Source organism: Fulvivirga marina (assembly GCF_016775155.1).
In the GTDB taxonomy this organism is placed as follows: domain Bacteria; phylum Bacteroidota; class Bacteroidia; order Cytophagales; family Cyclobacteriaceae; genus Fulvivirga; species Fulvivirga marina.
Genome location: NZ_JAEUGD010000042.1, coordinates 337,823 through 355,704 on the forward strand (window position 1 = coordinate 337,823; position 17,882 = coordinate 355,704).

A 17,882-nucleotide genomic window follows, 5' to 3' on the forward strand; every position below is an offset into this window, starting at 1 on the left:
AGAGCAGTGGGTAGCCGGCTTATTTGAGTATGAACCGGGCCACCAGTAGCGCTTTGTTTATTGCTTTATCTACATTTTTAATTGTTAGTTGCAGGCTTTCTGCTTTGATCTCCTCATCTCTGATGGTGAAAGATTTGACATTCCCAATTTTAACCCCTTCGGTAAAGTTGATCTCATTTTGCTCTTGTACCACTACCAGATCTGCTGCCTGCAAACTAGTATCGGCAGTTAGTATCAGATCGGTGATTTTGACATCTTTAGGTTCCCTAGGCTTACCCTCTTCATCGAGCCTGACATAATACGGCAGGTGCCTGGTCAGTTCATCGATGGTTAAGGTTCGTTCGGTATCCCCATCATCAGTTTGCATGGCTTTGTGCCATTCATTGGAGAGGTCGTGTTTCAGGTCTATGATAGAGAACAGGCCTTCCTGTTGCCCCAGCTCTTCGTTGTTTTTATTGAATTCAACTACTGATCCCAGTGCAGCCTTTTTCATAAGCTCTCCTCCCTCGTTAGAAGTATAACGCATATGAACGATCACATCAGAGATGGTATCATAGTCAAATTGTCTGAAGTCAGGCAGCTCTATACGCCACTTGCTAATGGCTCCGGCCCCCTCAAAGGGCAGGTAGCGCTCATCTTTGAAGTTGAGCTCAAACATACCGCTTTCATTTTGAGCAGAGCTGGCCGCAATGGCATTGACCGGAATGTTGAAGGTAGTGAACCGCCCGTCAGTTTCTTCAGTTTTCTCCGGATAATCGTTTTTATCTTTGGCTATGGCGCTATTACGAAATTTATTTTCAAGCAACCGTAAAGAGGCATTTAACCCAGTGTAAGGCCCTACTATACAAGGAATAGAAATAGAGACGGATTTAATGCGCCTTTTGTAGTGGCCAGGGTAGTCCATATCAAACAATATTTCTGGCAGATTGAATTCACATTTTCCAGTTTCCTTCAGTTGAATCAGCGCAATTGGGTTGATGCTGCGCAGAGAAATATGCTTGGATATTTCGTAATCATGACCTTTCTTCTCTTGGTAGGCTGCTTCCAGTTGTTTCAGTCCCACATACAATTTTTCACCGGCGAGCAAACCATCTCTACCCGATTCCCAATAGCCAGGTTGAATGAAGTCCGAGCTAGTCAGGCCTCTTTCAAAACGGTATACCTTCTCGGCTTTTTTGCCCAGTTCATAAGCCAGGCTGTAGACCTGATGGTAAAGTGTTCTTAAATTACCTTTCATCCAGGTGTAAAGCTCCTCGTTGGTATACTTGTTTTTGATGAAATCTTCCACCTCCTGGTTGTGGTCTATCATTTTTTGCTGGTTAGCGATCTCCTTGTTGGCTATATCGATCCTGATCTGCTGTGAAAGGATTTGCTTGTCGATTTGCTTGATCTCTAATCCGGCTGAGTTTGCCTGCATAACACGTTCTTGCATTGCTCTAAGGAATCCTCCTTTTTTGCTTGCTCTGGTTGATGCATAGACATGTTCGGCAGCGTCAGTTTGCATCCAGCGTGCAATAGCCTGCGTAATATTTCCAAGGTTTGAGCCTCCAAATGTAAAATTGGCACCAACACCGATTGGAGTGGCAAAAGCTCCAATAGTAGGGATGGCGTGCAGTACACTGGCTAATGATTCTATTTTTCCGATAGTGTCTTGTAGATCATGAGCCTCTTTGGCTTTATCCATATCTTCCTTCTCATAATCGTTAATCTTTAAACCGCTTTCTTCAAGTGGAGTTTTTATGGCATTGGCCAGCTCAGTAAAGTCGGTATCCATGTCAGGAACCTTGCTGACTTCTTCACCTATCAACTGCAGGTAATAACGCATGCGGTGCTCAGGTGATTTTCTGTTTTGCCATAAGCCATCCATAGCCTTCTCTGCTTCTTCAAGCTGCTTCTTTTTGACCTCCATGACGAGATTATGCATTACACCTTCATGTTTGGACCGGATCTGTGAAATTGCCTCTCCATCCTTTTTCTCAAGGGCAGAAAGCATAGCACTGCCCAGTGACTTCAATTCGCCACACAGTTCCAGCGATTTTTGTAGCAGGTAATAAAACCTGTAATTAGGCATGGGAGTATTGAGGTCATTTAAAACCGAGGCAATACTCAATCCCTGAGCTACTGCTTTGACAAGTAATGCAGGGTCAATTGGAGGTTCGAATAGAGGAAGTTTGCGGAATACCCCTTCAATGTTGAGACAATGTCGAATTTTGTATAAACGATCCTCGATAGTATCCCAATACCCAATGAGTTTTGGGTTATTGGGAATGCAGAAGTACAGTGTAGAGTCGAATCCAAATATATTAGCAAAACCTACTACACCATTTTCAATACCGATTGGCAGAGTAGTTTGATTACTGAAAGGTACCGCCAACTCAAGTTCCACCATGGCATTGGAGAATGCATCCCATTTACCCAATAGAGATTTGTAGGTTTGAGGTTTGATCTCGCCTCTTCGGGGAATAGTTTGTGGTCTTCTACCCATAATATGGTAGGCCAGTACATAAAGTTGTGTAGCCTGGTTAACCGTTTCAATGGTATCCTGCCTGAAAAGATAATCTCCCCATTCAATCAGATTGTCAATATACTTCATCACTACCCATTTCATATAGGCGACAGGTCGGCTTCTGGCTACTAAATGAGGTTTGAACGGATCGCTACGCCACTCATTAATAGCCTGATCGGCCGTATTGGGTTTTAAGTTGGAGAAAATTTGATCTAGTATATCCTGGGTGTTGATTTCTTTGAACGGACGGAATTGCCAAAACCTTTTGTCATCAGCTCCTTTGGCCATGGGATTGAAAACAAAATGATACCACTTCATGGCTTCCTCAAACTGCTGGGCTTTACTCAAGGCATCAGCAAGCATGAGGGGTGTATGGAAAAACAGTTCCCAATTGTATAAAGAATAAGGCCTTTTTAATTCATGATAAGATCCGTTGTTTCCTCCGTATGCTTCATGCTTATCAATGCTGTTGTTTAAGTTGTGCTGAAAAAATCCGGATAGCTGTCCTTTGTTGAGGTAGCTAAATAGCTTTTTTGTAAATGGGTGATACAGGTCAAAGAACTCTTGCATAGAAAGCTGATTGCCCTTATTAACCGTAGGTACTTGCCCAAAGTATTGAAGTTGAGAGCCACTAACCTGTAAGGAGTATAAATTTGAACTTGTATAATGGAAATTAGATGGTAACGATGGAAAACTGCCAGGTAAATTGCCAGCAACCGTAATGTTGGCTCCATCGAATTTGAATGAATCTACCAGGTTATTATTTACTCCATAAATGCCAAGTTCTATAAAGTCTGACTGACTTCTTGAAACAAAACTATACTTCCTGAGATCAGTCAGGAACTTACGAACTTCTTTGATCGTAGTGTCACCGGTGGTTTGAGATTTGGAAGATTCTCCAAAATCATAAATAGCATCTTTTGAAAGTTGTTTTTGAGTCCATTTGTGATTTTTTAACTCACTCATTCCTAGTTTTATTTCCCAAAATTCGGAAGTTGCCCCATCACTCATTGGGAATGCAGATAATTCTTCCGGGGTTAATTTTCTTTCGGCTCCATTTCCTTTTTTTATAGTCTGTTTTACAGGCTCAGTCTTTTTCATGATCTGGGGAAAAAATATAAGTAACCTGTCATTCCAAACCACGGGTATTAGATAACATCCATTCCCGATGATCTTACCATCATCGTCCTCAACATCATAACTTGGAATATCCATTTCAATTTTAGTCCATGGATTCCAGTTCATTTGGTCCAAGGCCAGATATCTGTGAAAGAAGAAGTAAGGGGCATTACGGGTGCGTGAGAAAATATGAAGTTTACTTGCTTCATTCCATAGCCCATTGGAATTTTTGGAGCCCTCTATGTACAGACCTAAAACTTCCATGTTAGCCACTTCATCTACTTGATATAGGTATGACTTAAGTGCATTTTCTACATTTTCTTTATTGATATCGTTTTGTAGTAATTCACTTTCGAGCGCTTTGAAAAAAGGTGATTTATCATCTCTCAAATTACTTTCGATCCAGTTTTCGGGATAGAGGAATACTTTGCGGTTGGCCTCCCATACCCGGTAACGTTGCATCCATTCCCAACGCCCTCTATCGAGGATGTCAGGGGTAATACTGTTGTGAGGTTCTTCCAGACCAAGGAAGCACCTTTGAACGAATAGCTGTACGGAAGAGATTGCCTGCTTAATGCGGGAAGTCTCCATACAGGCATCCATTTGCACATCAATCAAAAAGAACTCAAAGAGCCCGTCGGCATCAGTAACTCCCCATTGAATGAGTTCTGATTGCTGTAAAAGATAAGCTATGAGTGCTGATTGCTGATGGTTTCTGATGGTGTCATTTAGAGGTTTCACTACCTGCTCCCAATCTTCCTGTCTGTATTTGACTCGAAGAGAGTTTTGTATGCTATCAGCTATTTTTCGGCATTTCTTGAAATTTGAAGTAGGTTTTGCCCAGTCAAACAGCAAATCAATGTCCATTCCGATTTTATCTGCTATGTCCAGCGCTTTCTGAAGCTTTAACAGGTTGATTTCATTATAGAAATTTTCCGGGGTTTCCAGCTCAAAATGATCTTCGGCTATAAGTTTATCTATTGATTCTTGTTTCCACTGGGTCAGATCCTCTATTTTTTCACTGAGTAATGCAGGATCGTCGGGGTTTTGGACCCACTGGAAGAAGTCTGTGAGCGTGGTTTCGGTCTCAGGCAGCGAGTTCCTTAAGCGGATGTAGGCTTCGAGTCTCAACCACTGTTTTAGTGTTAGGCTGTTAAAGTCCAGGCCTCCAAAATCCATTTTGAACTTATCGAAATGCAGGAATTCCTCTGCTTCAATTTCAAAGATTGAAGCCAGTATGGAAGTCTTATGCAGTTTAACATAAGCTTCCTTGCAGTATGCGGTGGTAAAGTCTGGCAGCAATAGTGCAGGAGGTATGTTTCCTATATCAGAGGTTGGTGTTTTCCAGTAAACATTTTTCAACTCCTGAGCAGTTACCTGTAGCTCGTAGAGCTTGGCAGATTGTAATTCCATAGGAGTAGCCCACCATTCATTGGTAGGGTCTTCCTGCTGGGTAAAGGTAAGCGTGTGCCCATCAATGGTTATTGAAGGAGCAATATTGCTGTCTCTGACAATCAATGTGTAGTCTTCACTTTTTGAAGGGATGAGATAGCCGGACCAGTTGTTGTCAGCGGGCTTTGCACTTTCCTTGATCGATTCGAAGATCTGGTAAATAGGGGCAGCCGGGGTACCGGAGGTGAGTATTTTAGTGACAAGGATGTCAGTTACCTCTGGTTTCAATCCGGTGCTTTGTGACAGTGTATCTACTACAAACCGATGAGTGAGCTGGTCTCTTAAATAGGGGAGGAAGACTGCCATAAAAGCCCGACTTTTTTTAGGGGCAGTATTCGGGTTTTCCTGCCCCTCAGGGATTTCATTGAAGGGCACATTGATATCGCCGGTTTTTAAGGTGGTTTCCGCCTCTTCCACTATGACTTTATATTCGGGGGATTTTTGCTTTTCTGTTTCAAACACCCCACCCAGAACTTCTTTAAACAGTTTGGTTTGTTGCTTTTCAATACGTTCCAGAGATTTGCTCCACTCGGCATCGTTGCTTAAGGTCTGGTAATCCGTTTTTTCCGCCAGGGTAAGTATGCCGGTGATTTGAATACTTCCACCTTCTGCATTGTAAAGCAGTTTGTTTTTGAGCGACTTGCTGTCATCTATAATGAACGACAGGTTTTTGGGAGCATTGGTCGTAAAGGTGCTTGAACCTTCTATTATTCCGATTATTTTTTCGGTGACAGTCTGAGGAAATAGCAAAGACCCCTTATCCCGAGCCATTTCTGTAGTTACTTCATCGCCTTCCTTAATGTCTGGGTGAGCCAGGTCTATGGCATTTAAGCCGTCATACAGTGTTTTGGCCAGTTGCAAGATTGTTTTGTCATCAGGAACGAGAGGTCTTTGAGAATCATTATAACCTTTGATGATGTAATTAAGCTGCCTGTAATTAAAACCGGCATCCTCCATCTTAGTCCAGTTTTCGATAAAGCCCAGTGAAATATGGGCACTGCCAAATGGGTTGCCGAAGAGTGGGATGATGCTTATAAAATAGGGGATTTTGAGCCCGACGGCTTTGGACAATAACCGGTATCTGTACATCAAAGAGAGGTTGGCCAGATTGAGCAGATCTTCCATGCTTTCAGCCTCCATAATAGCCGTTATATCATCTGCTGATAGATTGAAAGCTGCCATAACTACGGTTAGGTGATCGGTGATCCTGGTATTTTTGGTCAGGTAATTTCCGTTTTTGTCTGCTGAAAATACTTTGTCAATACCCAGAATATTGTGAGAGAGGAAAAGGCGTTTGTATAATGACTGCTCTCCTGAAATGCTGATGTCTGACCAGAAGACCAATAGTTTGATCAATTCAATGCCGGTCAGATCCAGTAGTTTCTTAATGGCTACCAATTGATGCAAAAAGTCAGGCGTAATTTCACAATGGATCTTCGCTGGTGTTTTAAAGCCATTGCAGTCATCATCTTCATCGTCATCATTACAGCTGCCAGGCTCTTCAAATAATTCGTCACAATCATCATCACAGCCGTCATCGTCGGGCATCAAATCATCCGGACAGGAAGTTTTTTCAACAGCGAGGCCAAGCAAAGCTTTGTCTACTTCATCAATGGTCCAGCCCAGCTTGCGCCATAGCCTGATAAACCGGTGAATATGGTCATATTCTTCAGGGGTAACAGCGCTGCCATCCAAATGGATCAACCTGACTGTTTCCAGGTCACATGAGTCAGCTTTGCCTACTGAAAAAGGCAGGTTCCTTTTTTCGCTTACAAGGTAGAATTTGTTGTTAACCTTAATGATCTTCCCTTTTTCACCATCAGAACTCACAAAAGTGATCAACTCCCATCCGCTATTGTTATTGGTGTCTGGGTCATTGAATGTAATTAGTCCGGTATGCTTGTCAATGGTGCCAATCATTATTTCTTCGCCTGTTTCAGGGTCGGTCATGATGATCTGGCAATTTTTGACTTTGGCCAGAACGATCTCTATCGGGTTGTCGGAGGCATTATATTTATAGATGAATTCTCCATCGATACAAGGTGTTCCATTTTCCAAAACAATGATCTTTCCAACCCTTTCGAAGTAGCAGTATACCCAATGTTCAAAGTCCTTGTTTTCGTCACAGATATCGAGCACTTCACTACATGGATCGGGGTTGATGGTGGCCTCCAACAAAGGAATGAGTGGCTGATATTTGTTCAGGAAATCGATCAGTTTTTTATATTTTGCTTTGGGAGTTCCTGCACTGTTGTCTACCAGTGATTGCATGAAGCGATAGCTAAAGCCAATACTCTGCATCACTGCCAGAGCTTTACCTGTGGGTACGTTAGGATTGAGGCATCTGGTTTTCAGTAGCTCTACCAGATCCATGTAGCTGACTCCTGTACGTCTCAGTAACTGGTCTTTCACAAAAGTGAGCCCTGTTTTTGTGACTTCATCGTCATTGAGCATTTCTGCTTCTGTACCATATCCATAATATTCGTGCACTGGTTTTAAACCAATTTTTGTATGATACTCGTCCAGAGTGTGTTCCTTTTTGCACTGTTTGTCCCAGTATTCTTTAGAAACAAAAGCTTCCTTAGTTAGGATGACATACTCTTCCTGGGTGAGTCCAAGAAATTCTGCATCCACAGCCCTGTCGATATAGGCGGTATGTAGTTTATCCAGTTCTTCTTTTTCAGCTTCAGTAAAGTCCGGGGTTTCTTCAGGAGTATTTTCTTCTTCAGCAACCGGCGCATCTTTCTCCTTCCTGGGTGAGCGGAAAGTGTCGATTAATTCATGCCTGCTGGTTTCCAGATAATCGAGATAAACCCTGGCTACGTCTATGGGCTGGTGATAGGGCAGAGTAAAAGGGTAAACCGCTTTATGCAGGATACAGTAGGCCTCATATTCCGTATGTTGTGGCTGAGCCAGTAGCTCGCTGCTGGTCTCATTTTCAGTAACGTTAAAAGGTTTTGGATAATGATAGACCAGATAGTTTTCCAGCACTTCGTTGACAAGGTCAATATAGGGGAGAATCGTGTTGGTGTTTTTGCAGGTAAGCTGCAGGCATCCAAGGTCTGGGCGGCGCTCAAAGAGTTTTTCCAGTGGGGTATTGGAGATGTCTTTAGGATCAGGGTTGATGGGAATGTTGCCGTTGGGGTCAAGGTTATTGTTACGCAGGTATTGTAGTAAGTCTACAAAATAGGCTGCAGCACTGTAAACGGAGTTACATTCGCCACATTCGCAAAAATCAGCATCTCCAAACAGCATGTCCCAGCTGAGGTTGTGCTTTTGAAGCTCGTCACGAGCCACCATGCTTATGGATCGCGGTGCATTTTCAGTCGAGAATGACCTGTTCATAGACATGGTTTCTCTCTGTGCGGAATAGGTATTTAGTGATTTGTCAATAAAGTCCACTCCGGTACCTTGTCCGGCTTCCTTCATGGCAATAAGTGCCTGCTCATTTCTGATGCGGGCATTGGTGGCATTGGTGTGTAACTGTTTGGCCATGACTTCACCGTCCTCACCAAAATTTTGGGAGTAACTTTTGACAAACTGCTCCTCAGGCATCTCACTGATCCTGTAAGCTGAGGACATGTTCGTATCCAGTAATACCGCTATAACTTCTGGTGCCGGACTGATGGCAGCTATCCGTTGAAGGCTTTTTAAGCTATTTGCAACTTCGGCACGTGCTTCTTGCGGAATGTTATCAAATGCTTTTTCGTTTTTAAAAGCTTCGTAAACAGAGGTGGTTTTGATGTTGAAATCTTCTGACTGATTGTCCAGAAATGTAGCAAGGTTACCACTCAGTGTTTGGTTGGTTACAGGAGTCTCCTTAGGGTCGGCCAGCATGCGTCTGAGTGAAGCTGTAGGCTCCAAGTTGAAAAGCTTCGTGTGCATCTCGCGGGCTACACTTTCAGGAGCTTTGTCATCCGTATCAACTTCGGCTAATTTTATTTTTTTAGCGAGGGACTCCCTATTGAAATTAAGGGCAATATCTCTCATTGTCTTGATTTTTGTGTCTTTTCTGAAGAGGTCAATGATCTTTTCATTTTCGCCGGCTAGGTCAGCCAGGTCATAAGTAAAGCGGAGTTTTTTTATGGTTTCCGGCTTAAATTCTTTATCGGCTTCGAGGTCTTTTTCTATAGCTGTCCAATTACCATTTCGTTCAGTATATATGGAGCTGAATCTTTCATTAATGGCTTTGTTTTTGCCTAGGTCTGCTTTGAATAGGTTGAGGCGGGATGATATGTTTGGGTTGTTGGTTTTCATAATAAATTTTGGGTTAAAAGCAGAATCCGGGACCACCAAAAAGGCATTCCATAACTTCTATTTCAACAAATGGTCTGGATTGCTTGGTTTCTGCTTGTCTTCTGTCTACTTCTTTATTTGTTTCATCTATTATAAATTCGGCTGGTGCTGTTAGCCAACTCATAGGATCCAATAAATTATATCTATCGGTTGCTATTATTGTTTCGTCTAATGCGGTTCTTTCAGATTTTGGTTTGGCTTGCGCTTCACTCGCCCATAGTGACAGGCCTATACCTATAGTTAACCCCACAATGATGCTCGTGATATTTCCCGCTTTACCTTTTGGTTTTACTTTAGGTGGTTTTGCTTTTACTTTAGACGGGACTTTTTCAGTTATTTCTTCCACTACTTCTTCTACTGCTTCCTTTGCCACTTTTTTAGGTATGAAGTTACTTCCACTCATAGTTCCGGCTTTTTCAGCTTTGCCAATTAAGGCTGTTTCTTTTTTCACTACATATGTTACTGACCCATCTGCATCTGTCCATTTGACGGCATCTGCATGTGGGGCAACCCTCTGGATTGTCTTATCCATATAATCACGGAAATAACGATCAATGGCAGCATCACTTGGTTTTCGTCCTAATGTTCTTGCTGCCTGATCTCCAGCATCATACATTTGCTTATATATTTGAGTCCTTATTTGTTTTCCTTCGACAGTATCTTGAAGTGCTGTGGTAATGTTTTTTCCGGCACCGGGTCGTTTGCTGAGTTCATCCAGATCAACTATTCTATCCGTCGATATTTTTTGTTTTACAATCACATCTCCCGTAGCTCCAGAAGTATTAGAAATATTTGGTGTATCCCTCCCATAGAAACCTTTTCCAGCCCATACATGTCCTTTGCTTACATCTAGCTTAACCCCTTCTTTAGCCATGGATTTTGCACCTGATTCCGTGGTCCTATGATAAATTGTAACTTCATCCGTTCCCTTGCTGTCATATTTAATTACTGGGTTGTTACTTACATAGCGATAAATATTTAATCCATCGGCAATGCTATTTGGGTCTGTTTTGATCCACCTCCCCAGCCACGGTAAATAATACCTGGCAGAATGATATTCCAATCCCGTTTCCTCGTCACGCTCCATACCTGTATAACGATAGCGCTTGGCTGCGGCTTTGATCGCAGCGTTTTTGGCCTGGTAGGCTGTGGTGCCATACGGGTGGTGTTCTTCGTAGCTGATAACTTCGGCATTTTCATTAAGTTCAAGGCTCGATGAACCCAGATGGTTACCGAGTTGATATCTGATGGTAGTGGTGACCGTACTGCCAACCTTAATACCTAGGAAGAATTTAGGCTCTGTCTCCGTATCGATCATGGCAATCCGTTTTTGGTCGTCCATGATATGCAGCGTTTCACGTTCGAGTCCATTTTCGTGGCGATAAACCTCAAAAGCACCCAGGTAAAGCCGTTCATCTTTCAGAGTTGGTGTGTTGCCTTCACTGGCTTCATTTTCAGTGACCTTTCTTACCCTTTGCCCGCCAGAGTCATAGATATACCAGGTGGTTTCGGGGGTGCCGTCATTTTTTACCTGCTTGGAGGTGGCAGCCAGTTCTTCTTTGAAATTCCATACCATCAACGGTAAGTGTGGCATTTCAGTAATGTAGCCATGCTGAGTGTGGTGCTGGTAGGTGTAGCTGGAGTTGGCAATATCTGTGCTGACCAGCCGGTTGTTTTTGTTTTCATAAGCATAGTCACGCGTCCATGAGTGGGTACCGGCTACATGTTTCATTTGCAGGATATTTCCCACCTGGTCGTACAGGTATTTTTGGGTGTATTCATGCATGGCCATTGGGTCTCCGCTATTGTGGCTTATTTGCGAATGCCCGTCATTCCAGTTGTCACCGGCGCCATAGTTAGGCGAGTTGGTATTCTGCTCACGTCCGGTGGCGGCCATTAACCGGTAGAGCGCATCATAGGTATATTCATTTTTGCCGTTGACTTTCTGGTTGTTGTAAAATACTGTAGGAATGGCCTTATCATCTATCTGGGTAATATTCCCGGAAGGGTCATAAGTGTAATTCAGGTCCTGAAGCACCTCATTGTTGTTTTTCGTGCTACGAAGCTGATGGAGACGGAAAGTTTTGGGGTCATAATCGTATTTGGTAAGCACATTGTTTCCATACATTATACTCTTTCGTTGCCCCTTTTCATCATAATCTATATTTTGGACATAGTCCGTAGTGCTGCTTCCCTTTTTAAGACTTACTTTCTCCAAGAAGCCGGCCGGATTGAAAATATGGCTGGTTTCACTGCCATCGGGGTTAATGTGTTTTACGGGGCGGTTTACTGCATCAAATTCAGTTGATGAACCAAAAGTGTAGTCACTGCCTTCGAGCAGGTCATCCGGATTGGATACATCCCAGTTGGGTATGTTCTTATATTTTTTGGCAAAGATGCGTGTGGAGGAAAGCAGGTTCCCTTTGAAATCATAAGTGTCGGAGGTCACCTTACCTGCCGAGTCATATAAGATGGCGGCCTGTCCACGCAGGTTTTTTTGTTTATCATCTGGTTGGCCTTCGCCATAGATCAGGCGTTCAAAAAGTATGTTGACGGGTACAGTATCTTCACCTCCCCGTACCCATTTTTCAGTAGGGCGATGCAATGCATCATACTTAAATGAAAATTCATACTTGCGCTCATCCCAGCTTTTGACGGGGTTACCTAGGACATTGCTCAACATCCAGCGCCTGCCGGCATCCATGCTTTTTTGAGTTACTCTATGGCCCAGCATATCATACCTGTATTCCATGACTTTGTTGCCACGAGCGTCGGTTATGGAAAGGATGTTTCCTTCAATGTCAATTTCGGAATAGGTGTATAGCAGCTCTTTTTTCAGGTTGTTATCTGCATCTTTGAACCGGTTATGGTCAATCGCCAGTATTGGCCTGCCTAACGTATCCTGAATCATGCAGGATGGTGTGTCATAGTGTAGCTTGGCTTTGATGGCAGCTTTCTTCTCCGGGTTGTTGTCCGGGAGAGCCATCCGTTCGAGATACCAGTTGCTGTCGATTACGGTGTCATTGGTATCATAGGTGTATTGCTTCCAGGCATTAAATTCAACTTTGCTAAAGGTGCCGTCCGGGAGCTCTGTTCTGATCAGCCTGCCAACTGAGTCATAAAAAAGCGTAGGGCTTACACCCGTTTCTACCAGTTCTGGTGCATTTTCATACGCCGGAGTAACCGAAAAATAGGGCTCATACTGCTTTATGGGGTTGCCTTTATTGTTGAGTACACTTCGGCCATTGCCGACCCATCTCAATTGGTTGCCGGTATCTAAAGCTTGCACATCATATGATCCGTCGGGCTGTAAAGTGGCTTTTTTCGCGATACCAGCTTCAGCCTGAACCTTCTTCATGGCTACTTTGCCAAAGCCGTCGCTATACTCAAAGCTGATGCTTAAAGGACTTTCCGTACCTAGTGAAGCGTGTTCTTCTCTGACAATGCTGGCTACTACCACAGGCTTTTGATTCAGCAGATACACCATCCGGGCACTGGCGGATTGTAGTAAGCCGCGAGCAACACTTTCCAGCTGGGTATAGTTGCATATACCGCCACCCTGAGCTATTGCGAAGAAGTTATCAATCTGGGCCTGTTCGGGATCGTCCGTTATAGCACTGAGGCCAGAGAGGTTGTCCCCTTCTTCTCCTGTGAGATCATTATCATTGTCTTTGCCTTCTACCGAGGAGGCTTTTACCATGCCCAGCTCATCCGTAATAATGGATGAAATATTATCATTTAAGTCCCGGCTTTTTACGGGTGACAGTGTGCGGTAGTCAAATTGCAGCACTTGGGTCTCATTCCCCAAGGCATCCAGCGTGCGGTTAATGAATAGGTGCAGAGGATCGTAAAATACTTCGGATTTGGTGCCGAAAGGATCGGTATAAGCTGTAGGGCTTAAAAACCTGTTTTTAGCATCGTCAAGGGTTCCCCCGGTATCTACAAACTGCGTGGTTCCTGATCTGATCCACCAGTTTGTGTTGTCCTGATAAAATTTACCGTTGAGCATGTCACTATCTGTCACTTCGAACGCTGTGGCATGTTCGCTCGGCGTGAACAGATCCTGTAACAGGCTAGGGGTGTAGGCCAGTTGATAATTTTCGTATTGTAGTGGCCATTGTCCCAGCTGGCCATCGGGCAGGGGCGACGTCAGGTCATTGCTATAGAACTTGGTTTTGATATGCTCTATCAGTCTTTTCTGCGGTGTGGTGCCAGGTGCAATTTTATGGTATTCTAAGGCTTCCCAGTTATCAAAATCCTGAAACTCGCTGGGTGCGAATATTGATTTGTTTGGCGTCAGACCAGTGACTTCAAATGTACGTGTTTGCCAACCCTGCCTTAAAAGGTAGGTGTCTGGTGAGATGGAGTCATTGGTATAATCATTTTGAGCAAAGGTGATCAGGTATTTCTTTTGGGCATTTCTGGCGTGCATTTTGGCCACTCTGATGTGTGTGCTGTCGGTAGGTTCATCAGTGAGTATTTCTTCGTCCTTCCTTCGTGGGTATACAATAGCCACTGATTTGAGGATGTTTCCATAGTCATCTATTTCCAGGTTGAGGTTGTGGGCTATTCTCGGGTCTTCAACATTTCTTTCATAGCTGTAAGTGATGGCCTCGCTTTCTTTCACCACGAAGGCAGCGTGTTTGTTGTCCCCTCTGGGCTGGATAAGCTGGATATTACAATTGTGAGTGGCTACGGTATAGGGTGTTGCCTGCTTCCTGATATCCTCTGAACCTGGCGTTTCACCTGCATCCATAGCGAATACTTCCTGCCTCAGTACCATGCCCTTGCAGGCTCTTAAAGCTTCACGACACTCCTGGGCATTGAGGTCATCAACATCACTGTTTTTCAGGTTAGGAGAGGCTGTAATTATAGCATCAGGCAGTTCATATTCATCAGTCACCACTTCAAAGCCAAGGTCTTTCATGGCTTCGTACCAATATTCTTTTTTGAATTGGGTGAGTATCTTGTTTTTGTTGATATAGGCCCCTGTATGATACCATGTTTTGGTTAACACCGGAGGCTGATGGTGCTCTGGTTCAACCACATTGCTGGCTTGTGATGCAGAGAAAATATCAAAATACTCAGTATCCAGTTGCTCTACCCGACCAAAGCCCCTAAACTCTCTTTCGGCATGGTCGTAATAGCCATGATGATATGAATATTCGCTGGTAAATCGTACCTGAGTTACCTCTTCTGTTATTACAAGCTTACTCACGCACTGCACCGGGAATGGGAGTTTGGTAATCCACGGCATGCCTTTTTTCTTATCCGCGAGATAATAGGCTGTGGAACTTTTGTAAGCTATTTCGGTCTTTTTTCCTGTCCCGTTTTCAAAACAGACCATAATGTGAGGTTTCTTTCCTCCCATGAGGTCAATATATTTCATTGGGGCATGTTTATAGGCCGGTAGTGGGGAAGACCAGACCAGACACGAGGTGCCATTGCCCAGCAGGTCGGTTACATGGATTCTGTTGGGTTTTTCTGCCGGAAAGAATGGATCAATGAGCGTTGCACTACTCCATGAGTTACCACTGAAATTGAGATATGCTTTAAATGTATTGGTGCCGAGATAAATAATATCCGTGGCTCCCGTACCACTGATGTCTGCCAAGTGTATATAGTCAGAGTTATACAGGTCGGGCAGGTCGAATATAGGGGAATTGCTCATAGCCACTTTGGCTCCAAAGTACCCGTAACCCAGATTGGGCCAGTAGCTGATTTCTCCGTTGCGTATTCGTACAATGTCTGTAAGCCCGTCGCCACTCATATCTGCCAGGTAAATGCGCTGTTCCCGATCATGAAATACTATTGTGGGACCTTGCTCTTCATCATATGGCTTGGGAACATGCTGAGCAGGGCCATAGCCCTTTTTGCCCAGGTTCTCCCACCACCAAAAAGCCCCCTGATCAGATAGTAACACCTCTGGCTTACCATCGCCATTAATATCAAGCATGCGTACATTGGGGTCTGATAAGTTGATGTCCAGTTGATGGATAAATGCCTTAAAAGGCTCCCATTGTCCCGCTTCATCCATGGCAAAATAGCCTTGGGTGCCAGGCGAATTGATAGTTATTTGTTTCAAACCTTCTCCTTCAAGATCCTGTAGTTGAAGGGTGCCGCCACTCAGGCCTGAAAAAGAAGGCTTTGGAATGACTGCTTTGGCGGGGGTAAAGTGTAAATGCCCCTGTTCATCGGTGCCTAGGTTACTTTTGTAATACCAAGAATCTGCCTGTTCTGTAAGTATGCCATTGATGCCTTCACTGAATAAATCAACCCATTGGTAAGTATTGGAAAGGCCTGAGGGGGCATGCACCAGGCTGGTATCCTGCACTTCTTTGATTTCTGTATCCCAATGCAGCCACTGATAGTCGAAACTCATTTTAGGCAATGATTTTACCGAATAGCTACCATCCTGTTTTCTGATGTACCCGTTTTGGGTTACTCCTATCAGGTAAGAGCATTCGCAGGGGCGTGTTGATTTTTTTTCCAGCTCGGTAGATGGTAGGTATTCTGTATCCAGTGAGCGTACAAGAGTAGGTACACCAGCATTTAGCTCAGGGAAAGTGTGAAACATGAGTACCCTTTTGCAGCGCCGGTTTGTTCTTATTTCAAAGCCTGAACGATAAGAGGAAAAAGCATCTGGGCGATAATCCCAGGGTTCCGTTTCTTCCATAGAAGGTGTGGCCTCGTGATGTTCGCCATAGTCGAAAACAGCATCAAAGAAGTATGTGCCACCGTAGGCTGGAGACGTGTAGGGTTGATTGGGTTCCGGGTAGAAAGCATCTTTGTTGCCGTATCTTATTTTCTTCAGGTATTTGTTGGTAAATAGTGCTATGCCGTTGATCCTGTTCTTTTCAAATAGGGCATGGGGAACATTGTCAAGGTTCTCCTCTTTATATTCATAGTATATGAGATCACCTTTGTTGTCATATGAAAATTCCGGTAGCCATTCATAGATCCGGCTGCTATCGGCAGGGTCAGCAATGCGAGCGTTGGCAGTAGCACCAAAAAAGGTGACTACATTGGTATTGGAGGTCACTTTCCAAAAGGTGTTGTCACCTCCACTTATCTTTTCAATCTTTGAAAAAACACCTTCTATTCTGGGGCGATACTGCTTGATCGTTAACCCATTTTGCTGGGTGATGTTGATCTTCCAGTCTTCTCCCTCTTTATTAATAAGAAGAGGTACCAGGTCTTCGGCACCGGAGAGCATAAATGTATCTTCAGCATGTGAGTCCTGATAACGCGGGAGTTCTTTATCTGTTTTGCGCTTGATGGAGTTGATGCCCACTGACCAACCAAGGCCGAATATGCTGTTGCCGGCGCCGGAATTATAACTTAGACCGAGCGATGGCGAAAAATTATTTCTGCCAGAAGATAGAGGTAGGGGTATATTGAAACCAGCTGTACCATTGGCAGAGTTGATCTGAAATTTTTCGTCTATACCTTTAATGGCGCCACCACCTTTTGGTAGAGATATGGAAGGTATTTCAATGGCATTGGACTTGGTTGCACGTTCCTGAGACGGCGCGTCAATTCTAACGGAACCTGAGCTGTCAGAGTCATCATTGCTATTTTGAGACTTGTTTTTCATTCAGAGGGCGTTAGGTTTTACTACTTATAAAAACATGAACAAAGCAAGGTTTTGAATGACAATAACATTCCTGGTAGTACAAGGATAACCAGATACAATCAGGGAATGTTTAAAAGTGCTATGTGTAAAGGTAGTCCTTGGGAGTAGTGTCTTTCAAGGGGAAAAACCCCTGAATGTTTGACCCGGTGACTCAACTTATAAAGAGTACCAGGTTTGTAGGTCTTAAGAGTAGTTTGTGGTCAGGAAGTTAAGTTCATTTACCCAGTTAAAGGCAGCTTCAAGGGTGTAAAAGGGTTTGAATTTCAAGACTTCCTGACACTCTTGATTGGCAAGTATAGGGAGCACCACTTGATCGGGCTTTTGCATAATCAGAGCCACCCTGGCGTTTAGAAAGCAGTCAATATTCTCTTTGTAAAAGTTGGCAATGTCTATAGCCATGTGTGGGGGTGCAAGCAGATCGGCTTTTCGGTAATCTAGGATAAATTTTTTGACTCCTTGAGGGATCTTGCCTTCATTAATAAGCTGTGTCCAGTCAGATACGAGATCTTTGTATTCAATGTCTCCATAATAGTATTTGTAGAATATGCTAAACTCGGTATCATACCAATGTGTGATTTTTTTCATTATCCTTGTCTGAGTATGTAAAGCTGTTTGAGGCGTATTGCATAAGGTCACTGCTAATATAAGTATGCCAATAAAGTTGGTTATTTTGATAATGTCAAGTAATGATTATCAAATAGTTACCATTAGATTTGGATTGCTGTCACATTTGAAAATGCATAAACAATGGAGTTTTTGTGAATTAGTAAAAAGCCAGTTTGTCCTTTTTGAAAAATTCAATAAAATGGCGTATTTATGATTCAAAATTTGTGAATAGAGGCCTTTTGTTGAGTATCTGAAGGGGTAAGTTAT

Annotated in this window: 3 protein-coding genes; all 3 read right to left on the minus strand. The window is 43.5% G+C overall.

Going from position 1 to position 17,882, the window contains the following annotated elements; all coding sequences use genetic code 11:
- Nucleotides 1-19 precede the first annotated feature (19 nt).
- The 3 genes from JMN32_RS12200 to JMN32_RS12210 all read right to left on the minus strand — a co-directional run bounded on the left by JMN32_RS12200 (nt 20) and on the right by JMN32_RS12210 (nt 17,594).
- Nucleotides 20-9,334: a Tc toxin subunit A-related protein gene (locus tag JMN32_RS12200; RefSeq protein ID WP_202856605.1), complete on the minus strand. Its 9,315-nt coding sequence runs from the start codon at nt 9,332-9,334 to the stop codon at nt 20-22.
- Nucleotides 9,335-9,347: 13 nt separating this feature from the next.
- Nucleotides 9,348-16,970, minus strand: coding sequence for a SpvB/TcaC N-terminal domain-containing protein (locus JMN32_RS12205; RefSeq protein ID WP_202856606.1), 7,623 nt, complete (start codon nt 16,968-16,970; stop codon nt 9,348-9,350).
- Nucleotides 16,971-17,192: 222 nt separating this feature from the next.
- A complete protein-coding gene (locus tag JMN32_RS12210) occupies nt 17,193-17,594 on the minus strand; it encodes a hypothetical protein (protein WP_202856607.1) in 402 nt (133 codons plus the stop codon).
- Nucleotides 17,595-17,882: the final 288 nt, after the last annotated feature.